The sequence below is a fragment of the Psychrobacter sp. UBA6291 genome (genome assembly GCF_002439405.1).
GTDB classification, from domain to species: Bacteria; Pseudomonadota; Gammaproteobacteria; order Pseudomonadales; family Moraxellaceae; genus Psychrobacter; species Psychrobacter faecalis.
This window is the reverse complement of record NZ_DJUD01000002.1, coordinates 1-12,985: the sequence shown is the minus strand read 5'-3', so window position 1 is coordinate 12,985 and position 12,985 is coordinate 1. Positions and strand designations below refer to the sequence as shown.

14 protein-coding genes are annotated in these 12,985 nt (G+C 44.2%); 3 read left to right on the top strand and 11 right to left on the bottom strand.

Translation table 11 applies throughout. The features are described from left to right. The 3 genes from B3R91_RS00145 to B3R91_RS00135 all read left to right on the top strand — a co-directional run. The coding region (locus tag B3R91_RS00145; protein ID WP_286795690.1) for an IS30 family transposase at positions 1–573 on the top strand (573 nt) is incomplete at its 5' end. 79 nt (positions 574–652) lie between these two features. Beyond that, positions 653–1,384, top strand: coding sequence for an AzlC family ABC transporter permease (locus tag B3R91_RS00140; RefSeq protein ID WP_286795688.1), 732 nt, complete (start codon positions 653–655; stop codon positions 1,382–1,384). After that, complete coding sequence (locus B3R91_RS00135) at positions 1,374–1,745, top strand: AzlD domain-containing protein (protein WP_068408190.1); 372 nt, start codon at positions 1,374–1,376, stop codon at positions 1,743–1,745. The genes B3R91_RS00140 and B3R91_RS00135 overlap by 11 nt, the downstream gene beginning before the upstream one ends. A gap of 236 nt (positions 1,746–1,981) precedes the next feature. Here the strand turns inward: B3R91_RS00135 and purF are convergent, their stop codons facing one another. The 11 genes from purF to B3R91_RS00080 form a co-directional block, all read right to left on the bottom strand. Continuing rightward, on the bottom strand, positions 1,982–3,517 hold the full coding sequence (gene purF / locus B3R91_RS00130; RefSeq protein WP_068408191.1) for an amidophosphoribosyltransferase: 1,536 nt from the start codon (positions 3,515–3,517) through the stop codon (positions 1,982–1,984). 244 nt (positions 3,518–3,761) lie between these two features. Continuing rightward, positions 3,762–4,259, bottom strand: coding sequence for a CvpA family protein (locus B3R91_RS00125; RefSeq protein ID WP_286795685.1), 498 nt, complete (start codon positions 4,257–4,259; stop codon positions 3,762–3,764). A gap of 70 nt (positions 4,260–4,329) precedes the next feature. Beyond that, a complete protein-coding gene (locus tag B3R91_RS00120; RefSeq protein ID WP_068408193.1) occupies positions 4,330–5,364 on the bottom strand; it encodes a quinone-dependent dihydroorotate dehydrogenase in 1,035 nt (344 codons plus the stop codon). A 239-nt stretch (positions 5,365–5,603) separates the two neighbouring features. Next, entirely contained in the window at positions 5,604–6,029 is a 426-nt protein-coding gene (locus B3R91_RS00115; protein ID WP_191692050.1) for a DUF4870 family protein, read from the bottom strand. A 127-nt stretch (positions 6,030–6,156) separates the two neighbouring features. Then, positions 6,157–6,720 carry a type II secretion system protein GspM gene (gspM, locus tag B3R91_RS00110; protein WP_286795681.1) on the bottom strand — a complete coding sequence of 188 codons (564 nt, stop codon included), beginning with the start codon at positions 6,718–6,720 and terminating at the stop codon, positions 6,157–6,159. A gap of 2 nt (positions 6,721–6,722) precedes the next feature. Next, complete coding sequence (gene gspL, locus B3R91_RS00105) at positions 6,723–8,015, bottom strand: type II secretion system protein GspL (protein ID WP_286795679.1); 1,293 nt, start codon at positions 8,013–8,015, stop codon at positions 6,723–6,725. A 125-nt stretch (positions 8,016–8,140) separates the two neighbouring features. Continuing rightward, positions 8,141–8,599, bottom strand: a complete 459-nt coding sequence (locus B3R91_RS00100; protein ID WP_068408197.1) for a SixA phosphatase family protein — start codon at positions 8,597–8,599, stop codon at positions 8,141–8,143. A 90-nt stretch (positions 8,600–8,689) separates the two neighbouring features. Further along, positions 8,690–9,976, bottom strand: a complete 1,287-nt coding sequence (locus B3R91_RS00095; protein ID WP_286795676.1) for an NAD(P)H-dependent glycerol-3-phosphate dehydrogenase — start codon at positions 9,974–9,976, stop codon at positions 8,690–8,692. A 213-nt stretch (positions 9,977–10,189) separates the two neighbouring features. Further along, entirely contained in the window at positions 10,190–10,882 is a 693-nt protein-coding gene (locus B3R91_RS00090) for a nitroreductase family protein (protein ID WP_286795675.1), read from the bottom strand. Between the two features lie 45 nt (positions 10,883–10,927). Then, a complete protein-coding gene (gene zapE / locus B3R91_RS00085) occupies positions 10,928–12,034 on the bottom strand; it encodes a cell division protein ZapE (RefSeq protein WP_144297624.1) in 1,107 nt (368 codons plus the stop codon). 80 nt (positions 12,035–12,114) lie between these two features. Continuing rightward, positions 12,115–12,780: an alpha/beta hydrolase gene (locus B3R91_RS00080; protein WP_286795672.1), complete on the bottom strand. Its 666-nt coding sequence runs from the start codon at positions 12,778–12,780 to the stop codon at positions 12,115–12,117. Positions 12,781–12,985: the final 205 nt, after the last annotated feature.

Genomic DNA, 12,985 nt, shown 5'->3' with positions numbered 1-12,985 from the left:
TGGCAGTGTCTCAGACGTAAAGCCAAGCCTTATCGGCAGCGTCTAACGGCTGAAACTCGTGGCCGTATCAATGACAGAGTCTCGATTCATGAGCGCCCCTCCATCGTTGATGCGCGCACGCGGATTGGTGATTGGGAAGCGGATACGGTGATTGGTCAGCATCACAAGCAAGCGATTGTCACGCTCGTTGAACGTAAAACAGGGCTACTGAAGATGAAGCGTGTGGGTCATAAAACAGCACAGCAAGTATCACAGGCAATGATAGAACTCTTAGCGCCAGTGAGGTTGCAGGTTAAGACCATTACCTCTGACAATGGTAAAGAGTTTGCTCAGCATAAGAAGGTGAAACAAAAGCTCTTTAGCCCTTTCTTCTTTGCCGATGCTTATGCGTCATGGCAGCGAGGAACCAACGAGAATACCAATGGCCTTATCAGAGAGTACTTGCCTAAGGGTTGTGACTTTAGGCAGGTATCTGATCAAGACATTCAAATGATTGAGAATAAACTAAACAACAGACCAAGAAAACGCTTAGGGTTTAAGACGCCCAATCAGGTGTTCTATAATATAATTTAGCGTTGCACTTGGTGTGTTAATCTAATACACAAAAGAGATAATAAACGATACATAAAAGTAAGAAAAATTAGGATATTACGTGACTACTCAATCAAATGAGATTAATCAAAATCAAGCCTATCATTACGATTGGGCGGAAGGCTTTAAAAAAAGCTTGCCAGTCGCCATGGGTTATCTGCCAGCAGGGATTGCCTTTGGTGTGCTCGCACAAGTAGCCGGTGTACCAGTGTGGGGGACTATTATGCTAAGTGTAGTCTTATATGCAGGCGCGGCGCAATATGCGTGTTTACCGATGCTAAGTGCTGGGCTACCGATTGGAAATATTGCTACCAACATTGCCGCCATTAACTTGCGTCACGTCTTTTATGGTATGCCGTTATTGCAGTATTTGCCAAAAAATAAAATAGCGAAAACCTACTGTTTATTTGCCCTCACCGATGAAACGTTTTCGGTAATGACCAGTTTGCCAAACGAGTCGCGCCAAGCACTCATATTGCCGATCAGTTTGTTTAACCAAAGTTGGTGGGTATTAGCTGGTGCGATTGGTGTAATGATTGGCAGCGCGCTCAGTGACTTGGTACCGCATTTAGATTTTGCCTTGGTGTGTCTGTTTGCCATTTTGGCTTATGAGCAATTCCAAAGTATCAAACGCTATTTCCCCATTGGTATTGCCGTCATTGCTTTAGTGATTGCCTCGTTCTTTACCAGTAATTGGTTGTTATTAGTAGCGATTACGATTTGTATGCTGCTGATTTTAGCGCGTGGTTTTTGGTTACAGCGCAGTGTGCAAGGAGGCAGCAATGAGCAGTAGTTATTTGATTCTTGCCACACTGGCGATGGCAGCCGTGACCTTTATTACCCGTGCCCTGCCCGCTTTAATACCTAAGAAGCTGCTAGATACGCCGTGGCTACATCGCTTAAATGAAAGCTTGCCGCTGTCAGTGATGGTATTACTTATTTTAACCAGCCTTTCTTATCAAGGTTTGTCAGGCGATGCTGGCTTCCAAGCTGGCTTAAATAGTGCCGAAGTACATTTATTTATGGCACAAATTGGCGCGTTATTATTGGTGCTACTTATCTATCATCTTAGTCGTCAATTGCTGGTCAGCATGATCGTCGGTATCGCGGCGATTAATGGCTTTTTGTGGTTATTTACGCGTTTTTTAGGCTGATTAAAAATTTAGTGTATAGCGTATATTGACCCTAAAAAAGATACAGCGCGGCTGGGATGAATTTTTCGTAACCTCTGTGATAACAGTAAGCAAGGAAAATTTATACCAGCCACCTATGGCTGTTTATTCATCATTTTATTTCATACTGACTACGTTTATTTGTGCTAATAAAAAAGGCTAGAATCTTTACGAATCCAGCCTTTTTACTTACTACCATTTTTGAGTTACTTATTCTATTATAACTCTTCTACGCCCATCATATCGACTGGGGTATCAGCAACGATTTGCACGCCTTTTTTGCCTGTTTTGGCGGTGTCGTTACGTTGCTCTTGTAGATGATCGAGATACGCTTCATTGATTTGCCCAGTGATGTAGCAGCCATTAAATACCGCGCAATCGAAGCCTTCAACTTTGCTATGCTTGGTATCTTTTACTGCTTCAATCAAATCGTCCAAATCTTGGAAAATCAAGCGGTCAGCGCCGATAATCTCGCGTACTTCTTCAACGCTATGACCTGAAGCAATTAGCTCGCTACGCACTGGCATATCGATACCATAGACGTTTGGATATTTAACCGGCGGCGCAGCACTGGCAAAGAATACCTTACGAGCACCGGCATCACGTGCCATTTGGATAATTTCATGACAAGTCGTGCCGCGAACGATTGAGTCATCGACCAAAAGGACGTTTTTGCCTTTAAACTCAAGCGGTACGGCGCTTAACTTTTGACGCACGGATTTTTTACGTTGCTGCTGACCTGGCATGATAAAGGTACGACCGATATAGCGGTTTTTCATAAACCCTTCACGGTATTTGACGTTCATTTTTAGCGCCAGCTCCATCGCTGAGGTACGCGAGGTATCAGGGATAGGAATAACCACATCGATATCATGGTCCTCACCCCATTCAGCAAGGATTTTATCAGCCAGTTTTTCACCCATACGTAGGCGTGATTTATAAACCGAGATATTATCCATAATAGAATCTGGACGGGCAAAATACACATATTCAAAGATACAAGGCGTGTATTCTTTTTGCTCAACGCACTGATGCGTATGCAGTTTATGGTCCAAATCAATAAAGATCGCTTCGCCTGGTTTGACATCACGGACAATGCTAAAGCCTGAACCTGTCAACGCAACTGACTCTGACGCGACCATATATTCTGTGCCACCGTTAGCTGCCATACGCTTACCAAAAATCAGCGGACGGATACCGTTTGGATCACGGAATGCTAGCAACCCATGACCCGTAATCATGGCAACCACGCCATAAGCGCCTTCAATACGGCTATAAACCGCTGTCACTGCTGCAAAGATATCCGTAGGCGTCGGGTGGGTTTTATTGATATTTTGCATTTCATGCGCAAGCACGTTTAGCAACACCTCAGAATCTGAGTCGGTGTTTAAATGACGGCGATCTTCTTGATACAAAGATTTTGCCAAACCTTCAGCATTGGTTAGGTTACCATTGTGCGCAAGGGTAATACCATAAGGCGAGTTGACGTAAAAAGGCTGTGCTTCGGCGCTACTTGAGGTACCAGCGGTCGGGTAACGAACGTGACCGATACCAAACTTACCCACCAGTTTTAGCATATGACGGTTCATAAACACGTCACGTACCATGCCATTTTCTTTACGTAAATAAAGACGCCCATCCTGTAAAGTCACAATACCTGCCGCATCTTGCCCGCGATGCTGCAACATGGTTAAGGCATCATAAAGAATTTGGTTGACCGGCTCATGAGCTGCGACCCCAACGACTCCACACATAGTTGTATCCTATTTTGTACCACACATTGATAACACAATAACGGCTGATAAGGTTGTCTTAAATGTTTGCCTATCTTTTGCCGCAATGCTGATGATCTTGCTGAGAATAACGTCTTACGGACAATAGATAAGGCTAATTATCCATAAGACAAGTTAATGATGATAAATAGAGGTGTATTTTACGAATATTAAAGACGCTTGAATAGTTTTTTTAAGTGCTTAGCATGCCTTTGGATCTATAAACTTAAGACTGATTGACCTGATCCCATGCCATCCCAAACAAATCTGAGACCAGCTCTTTACCCATGGGCGCATAAGGCAGTAATTCAGGCGCGAGCACTGAGGTTTCCCACTGCGGCATTTGTACCAACAATGGCGCGCTGACGCTAAGCACCACCAAAACCATAAGCACGTTTTTTGCCGCGCCAAGTCCCCCGCCCGCCATTTTATCAAGGACGCCAAGACGTAAGGTTTTAAGTACGCCAGAAAACACAAACGCAACCAGATGCATAATGGCTAAAATAGCAATCACAATCACTAAAAACGCCAGCGCCATTTGTAAAACAGGATTCTCTACCATACTTGATAATTGCGGCGCGACCGAACCTGCCAGACGCGTGGCAGCAATAAGTGCGATAAACCAACCGACTAAACCGACAGCTGTCTTAATCAGACCTACCTGAAAACCACGCCATAAGCCAATCAGGACAACCACAGCAATTACAATATCTAAACCACTCATGTTTATTGCCTCATTTGCATCTTATTTGGTGTACTTCAGTGAAGGTGAAAAGCTTGCAGTTTTAACAATCTTAACCTTCCATCGCATCGTAATAGCCACCGATAGATTGAATGCAAGACTGTACCAGTCCCGGCCCTTTATAGATAAGTCCTGAATATAGCTGCACCAAATCTGCACCTGCTTCAATTTTTTTGACGGCTTTGTCACCGCTATCGATACCACCAACGCCAATCAACGTGACCTTACCACCCAACTGGTCAGAGAATTGTTGTAGAATTTGCGTACTAATGTGGCTGACCGGACGACCGGATAAGCCGCCTGCTTGCTCACCATCGGGCAAATCTTCGACACCCACGCGGCTCAACGTGGTATTGGTGGCAATCAAACCATCAATCTCAAAGTCCAGCAACTGCTTAGAGATGTAATCCACTTGTAATGGCTCTAAATCGGGAGCGACTTTTAATACCAATGGTACATAAAAACCATATTCGGTTGCCAGCTGATTGTGGCGATTTTTAATGGTAGCTAATAATTGGGTTAACGCTTCACCGCTTTGTAGGTCGCGCAAATTTTTGGTATTCGGCGAGGAGATATTGACCGTAATATAAGACGCATGCGGATAGACACGCTCTAAGCAATAGACATAATCATCAGCCGCATTTTCAACCGGAGTCGCAGCATTTTTACCAATATTGATACCGATATTGCCTTGGTATTTACAGCGTTTGACGTTTTCAATCAGGTAGTCAACGCCTTCGTTATTAAAACCCATGCGGTTAATAATGGCATCGGCTTGTTTGATTCTAAATAGTCTCGGTCGATCATTGCCAACTTGCGGTTTTGGAGTGACCGTACCCACTTCGATAAAACCAAAACCCAACTCTGCTAATGCATCGATATAATCGCCGTTTTTGTCCAAACCGGCGGCAAGCCCAACAGGATTGGCAAACTGTAAGCCCATACAGTCGGTTGGCTGCATTGACTGACCATATACTAAGCCCAACACACGCGCTTTATGAGCTTTATCCAATAAAGACAAGGTCATCTCATGCGCGTGCTCGGGGTCCATATTAAACAAAAAAGGGCGAAGTAAGGCGTAAGACATAGTAATGACAGACCCTGCTTGAAAAGAAAGAATGAATAAGAAAAACGAATGCGGTCAAGCGCTGCGATTATATCAGCTTAACTGAAATAAGACCAAAGTTTCATCAGGAAAATTACGCCCTATCCTTCGAATAAATAAGCGTTAATACTGTTAATTGACTGACTTAACCAAGTAAAGAAACCCCTATCAGACAGCATTTTTATCCACATCTACCACTTATTGATATTCATATTCTCAGATTAAGGCACTGGGCGGCCATCAGCAAGCGCAATCCAACCGCGTACAATACGGTACAGATGCCAAATAAAAGTAAAGCCCATAATAACAAAACCTAAAATAGCCAATAATACTGAGCCGATGGCAATGTTGTTGGTTTCAGCGAACATACTGACACCAAAACCGCCTAAGGCAAAGGCGACAATAAGCACCCCAATAACGAATAGGACAATGCTGTACCAAAATGTCTTGATTTGCCAATCAAAATGGGTGGCAAGCCAAGTACCATCAGCATCACGGCGTTTGGCATAGTTCATAAAGATAGGCACAATCCACAATAGCCCAGCGGTAAAGTAGCTGAGCACATAAAGCAAATAGGTAATATGGTTATATGTCGTCAAAGAGCGGCGTTTATCATCACTCATCGTATTATTAGAATTATTTATCATGCTGTCACTCGTTATATTCTGTGGTCTGTAGTTATTTTTATTGTGGCAAATTATCAGGTTTTCAATGTGGTAATTGTTAAAGCGTTAACGTGGTTAAATATTTTTCTTACATAATTGACTAAAAATATTAAGAAGTCACGGTCGCCTGTACTTGAATGGCCTTGGTAACCAAGTCTTGTTGCATCGACAGTTGGGTAAATTGCCAACCTTGCTGTTCAAGCTTACCGAGTGCGCCACTCACCACCGCTTGGCTTGGATGGGTAAAGCTCAGCTGCACCGCATCGCCTGCTGCAATGACCTGCGCATCAGCAATCCCTGAGTTATTTAACAGCGCACTGATACGGCTAGCCGGCGGCATCGCTTCAGCGCCATCTGCTGAATTGGTAGCATTTAACGCATTGCTATCAATATTACCAGCTTGGGCACGCAACCAAAAATAGTCAGCAACCTGCTTTTGATACTCATTTTTGCTCGCTTTTGCTGATTGATGGACGCTATAGCCGCCATAACCACCGACAAATAACAGCAAAAATGCCGACAATAGCAGTAAGGCTAATTGGTCACGCGCAGACAATGCTTGCCAACGTGTCAGTAAGACATTTTGAAAGCTACTCATCCGCGTTGATAATGCACTGCTTTTAGGGTCAGCCACCATAGTGCTGCGTTTGGCGAGGCGTTGTAATCTTTTCATGGTTACCCTTTATTGCTAACGCTACTATTGTTTTCTACCACATCAACGGTCACTTGACCACTAAACTGCCCTTGCTCATTGCCATTGACTTGTTCCAGCTTAGCATTTAAGCCTTGGGCGACAAGCGTATTGGTAAATTGATCAAGACTGCCGCGGTCTGGTGCAATCAGCGTAAAGCTGAGCGCAGTTGGCTGCATGATTAACGCCTGCGCTCGTAATGACGACTGTTTAATCAGCGGTGATATACGTGATAATACGGCTATGTGAGCGTTAGGCGCTTGGCTGTCACTACGCAGTTTTGGTTGCAACTGCACTTGCAATTTCGTGCGCGTACTAAGCGGCTCATTAGGAAACCAAGACTGGTACTGGGTGGCAATCTCAGTTTTGGTCGCTGCTGCTGCCGCCTGATACTGGTAGAATTGTACCCCATCGGTCGCCATCTGTAATATCAGTGCTGACAGCGCCACCATCATCGCCACCCGCAGATATGGTGATAATTGCGAATCGGTCGATTTAATAAAAAAGTTCAGCGCATGACGTTCAGGAATTTCAAGCGGTTTAGGCGCAACTGGTAGCGTGGTTAATAATAATTGATGCTCGGCAATCATTGCCATCGTTTGAGAAGATGCTTTGACGGTAGTTTCATGCTTGGTTAAATCCATATCATCGAACGCAGGCTCATTAACCCTATCAGCCACGTGGCTAGAATCTACAAAAGCATCATCAATAGCTGGCAATAGCAACACTTCGCTTAAATGCGGAAAACGCTCAAAGATTAAAGGCAAGTAACTGACTGCCATACCTTGATGTAAGGATTGGCGTAGCAGCATGGTTTGCTGATCTTGGTACAATACAATCTGCTGACCTGCACCCTCTTCTGGCGTTGGCAGTAATAAAAAATCAGGCAATAATGCTACGATGTTCATGCCAGCAAGCTTGGCGCTTTGCTGCCATGCTTCGATATCGCTTTGAGCCAAAGCATAGAGATGATGACTGGTATTTTCAGTCACTTGGCGAATGGCTAATTGTTCAACCGGCGTCAGAGAAGTTTCTTCAAATAAATACTGTTTACCGCTCATACCTAATTGTTTAAGCTGAGCCGTATTTAGCTCAGACTCTACTTGTAAGACATGGCTTGATGGGAAATACAGACAAACCGATTTTTGACTATTGGTTTTATAGCTACCATAGATATCATGTAGCTGTTGCCAGCCGTCGACCAATTGCCATTGTTTTATGTCTTCGTGCCAGACCGCTAGAGGACTGTGCTGCGCTCTTAACCAAACATGTAACACCAAATGTGTCCTTAATTATCCAAGCTGTTCTTTAGAGTCATTGCTTTGCTTATTGAAGCTGTCATTTATTAAAGCTATGGTCTAGCAAGCATTTAAATGTCTTATGAGCGTGTGTATGATTGATACTAATAAGGTTGTTCTGGAACAAAGCGGTCTATCTCGGTTGCCATACCCGCCAGCACAAAATCCATCTCAAACACGCGCGCTTCTGCTAAAGCAAACGATTCAGGGTAATCACCCGTCAGCAGGCCAGCGATATGAGCAACAATAGACATATGACAGACAACCACCAGACACTCCGTTTCAACATTACCAATGTCGATCAGCGCCTGATGGGCATCGTCGGACGGCGTGATATTCTCTTGTATTTGTGAGGGCACGTTAGGAGCGCGTAACTGTAATGCTGCCAGCGTCTGCTGCGCCCGCTTATAAGGGCTCACAACAAAACAATCAGGTTGATAATGAGTGGTAATATATTCTGCCGTTTCCGCCGCTTGTTTCTGACCAAAATCTGTCAACTGCCGTGCACTGTCTGGGCGCGTCCCATCTTCTGCTTGACCATGACGTACTAAGATAATTTTCATAATCTTAACCACCTTGTGTGTTACGTTTACCTGACTATTTTGATGATAAAGTAATGTTAACAATGAAATAGCTACATTCTGCTAAACGCTTTACTTATTTTCGTCTTTTTTATGCTTAGTCTTGCTTGCTGTTTGCATTTGCGCCGTTAGTGCCGCATTACTATGGTCATGCTCCATGACAAACTCAACATCACTACGGAAGCCTGCTTCCATAAGATGTAAAGCAACGCCAAGTGCCGCTTTGTCTTCATAAATGACTGCATGAAGCGCATGGGTAATCGGCATATAGATGCCTTCTTTGGTGGCTTTTTCATGTACCTGCTGAATGGTGTTGACGCCTTCAGCGGTTTGACCCAATTTTTTGACCGCCGCATCAATGGTCATACCGCGACCAAGCATATTACCAATACGGTAATTGCGGCTCAGCTCTGAGCTACAAGTCGCATATAAATCACCGACGCCCGACAAACCTAAAAAGGTCAGCGGATTGGCACCAGCATGGACGCCGAAACGGCTCATTTCTGCTAAACCGCGCGTTAATATCATGGCTTTGGTATTTTCGCCCACTTCATAAGCTGCCGCCATACCCATGGCAATGGCATAAATATTTTTTAGCGCGCCACCAAGCTCAACACCGCGAACATCATCACTGGCAAACACTCTAAAGAAAGCACTATGCAGCGCTGCTTGTACCGCATGGCGTAGCGGCTCAGAGTCACTAGCAATCACCGTAGCAGACGGCATATTTTTCATGATTTCTATAGCAAGGTTTGGGCCTGACATTACGCCAAAATTTACTTCCGGTAGCTCATCTTTAATAATATCACTCATTAACGCAAAGGTATCTTTTTCCATACCCTTGGTTAAAGAGACAATAGATTGTCCGCTAATAAAGGGCGCGATACTTTTTAGGGTTTCGCGAAACGCGAGACCTGGGACAGCAATGAATACAATATCGGTATCTTTGACCGCCGCCTGTAAATCATGACTGTATTTGAGGCGATCATCAAGCTTATAACCGGGCAAGTATTTTTTATTGGTCTGCGTCTTTGCCATTGCCTTAACAGTACGCTTGTTGCGTACCCACAGCGTGGTATCACAGCCATTGCGGGCAGCCAAGTTTGCCATCGCCGTACCAAAGCTACCGCCACCTAAAAATGCCAAACGCAGCTTGGTTGGATTGTTATGGATTTCTGCCATGTTTTTTGCCACCGCAGACTCAACCGCGCTAGGATTTAACTTCTTACGCCCTAGCCCAGATTTGGTGGCACGCTCAATGATACCGGATAGCAAACTGTTTTGTTTTTCAGCACCTTGATTGTCTGTTTGACTGTCCTCTATATTTGCATCTGTCTTTTTATCATTAGCGCTGGTCATATTATTTTATCCGTATTGACTGACTGAATTATGATGAGAATTTGTGCTGAGTATACAGTGAGATTGAGGATATGTTTCAACAATTATTGATATAGAACCGTTATTTTATTGAAATAACGTGACCAGTTTGGTCATTGTTTTGCTTTGCTGTATCACGTTATAGCAACGCTTACTTTTTTGAAACATCGCTGTAATCATAGACCTGTCTGGACGCTATGACTCGAAACGCAATAATGGCTCAATATCAATCGGCTTGCGCGTGGGCATATCGCACGGACTGCTGCCAGTATAAACAAAAGCCGTGACATAATCATCTGCGCCAACGCCAAAATAAGCTTTAACGGCAGGCTCATTGGCCAATAAACCCGTACGCCAAACCGTACTAAAACCTTGAGCTTGTAACGCTAAAATAAGATTTTGCACTGCCGCGCCCGCACTGAGCATTTGCTCAAAAGGTGGCACTTTTTTATGCACTTGCATATGGGTAACGACCGTAATAATAACCGGCGCACGCAGCGGCATATTGTAGGTTTTCTTGCGTGATTTCTCAGACAGCTCTTCGCCCGCTTGCGCCGCTTGTGCTTCAGCAGCCGCTAAAAAGGCCCGGCCCAAGTCATGACGCGCATTACCTTGAGTGACGATAAAGCGCCATGGCCGCAGTTTTTTATGATCAGGAGCGGTAACCGCACAGTCAATAGCTGCTTTAATCTGAGACTCTGTCGGTGCCGGAATGCTCAGATTGCCGATGCTACGTCTTGATTTAATCCAGTTAATCAGCTGTTCATTGGTTACTTGTGCGTTTACCCCTCTCGGGCTTTCGGCTTGATTTTCTTCGCTATTACTGTTCAGTTCGTTATCGTTATCGTTATCGTTATCGTTATCCATATTATTTTCAGAACTATTCATATTTTATCCTTATTTATTATTATGCAACTGCATTAGCGATATGCCTTACGCCGCTTCTGAGCCTTCGATGCGATGATCCATGCGCAAATAGTCCTCTGACTGCATTTCAAGCAGGCGTGAACGTGTACGCTCAATCTCAAAGGCCAATTTTTGTCCTTGATAAAGCTCGAGAATTGGCTGCTCTGCTCTTACCAATAGTTTGACGCGGCGATCATAAAACTCATCAACCAGATAAATAAAACGGCGGGTCGGATCACGCAAATCATCATCTAAAGCGGGCACAGAATTGATTAACACCGTGCTAAATTCTTTGGCAATTTGGATAAAATCAGACGCTGAGCGCGGCTCCATACATAAATGACGGAAGTCACAAAATAAAATATCTTCGGTACGGGCATTGATTTTGATTTCGCGACCATTGATGGTAATAGGCGCGTTGCTGATTTTTTGATTGTTAGACAAGCTAGCGAAACGGTTGGCAAGCCAGTGATGATTGGCCTTAGTCAACGGCGACTCATATAACTCCGCTTGCTGTAAGACACGCAGGCGATAATCAATACCAGAGTCAATATTCATCACTGTGGTGTGACGCTCAACTTCGGCAATGGCTGGCATAAAGCGATCACGGTGTAGACCATCTTTATAAAGCCCTGCTGGCTCAATGTTTGATGTAGCGACCAAGGTCACGCCGCGATTAAACAGCATGGTAAACAAATCACCTAAAATCATCGCATCTGAGACATTGGAGACAAAAAACTCATCAAAACAAATAATCACTGCTTCTGCATAAATGATATCCGCGACTTTTTCTAGCGGATCGCTTTGACCTTGTAGATTATTTAGCTCTTGATGGACGCGCTGCATAAAGTGGTGAAAATGCTGGCGCATCTTACGCTCAATGGTCAAAGAGTCGTAAAACATATCCATCATCCATGTTTTACCGCGTCCTACCCCACCCCACATATATAAGCCCTTGGGTGCAGCAGGTTTTGATTTTAGAAAGCTAAAAAAGCCTTTTTTTTGCGCCACGCTATCATTGAGCTGATGATACAACCCATCTAAATAGCTCATTGCCTGATATTGCTGCTCATCTCGAGTAAACTCATCAGTGCTAATGGCTTGCTCATAACGTTGCAAAGGAGATAAACTCATAATACGACTCATCATTAGACAAAATAAATATAAAAAACTAACAGTATGCTTAGGTAAATTGGTTCAGACATCAGCTGGTTTTACTGCGAATCTTTGGACCCAAAACTATGCTCTTCCAACAAACTTTTAAGCTCAGATAAACGTCCGTGAAAAAAGTGCCCAGCGCCATCAACGATACTAACCGGCAGACCGAGACGCTCAGCAAACTCCTGCATGCTAGCAGGCGTAACCACATTGTCTTCATTGCCATATATCTCAAAGGTTTTCTCAATCGGTAAGCTCAAATCATCGGTGGCGTTTTTTTCAACGGAGGGTGCGATAAGCGCGACGTTTGCTATTTCAAAATCACTCAATCCCCAAATGTGCGGCGATACCATGATTTGCTCAGCGACGCGCGCTATCACATAACCACCAAAGGAGAAGCCACCTAGCCATAGCTTACGAGCGTTGGTCTGCTCTGCAATCCATTGTAGCACGGTCATCGCATCGACTACCTCCCCATCTGCGTAGTCGTGTTCGCCGGTTGACTGGCCAACGCCGCGAAAGTTAAAACGTACCACATGCATGCCGCTATCACGCGCAAAACGATACATGGTCGTGACCACTTTATTGTTCATTGTGCCTTCAAATAACGGATTGGGATGACAAAGCAGCGCCACTGTATCGGTATTCGCATCTTTAGGATTGTCTTGTTGCCATAGCGCGTCGACTTCGAGCATGCCAGCAGGAGCAGGAATCAGTTGCATAAATTTACTTATTGGTTAAAAGTGAATACCCCAATTATCCTAGATATGGTTTATATTTCAAGTAATTTGCTGTGTACCTGCAACGTTGCACACAATAACCGCCTAGACACTCCTTGTCGCAATACGTTAGATTCATACAAGTTGTCGAGTAATATATTGAACTTATAGGAAAAAGGAAACTATTACCCCACTCTCAACTTCGAAA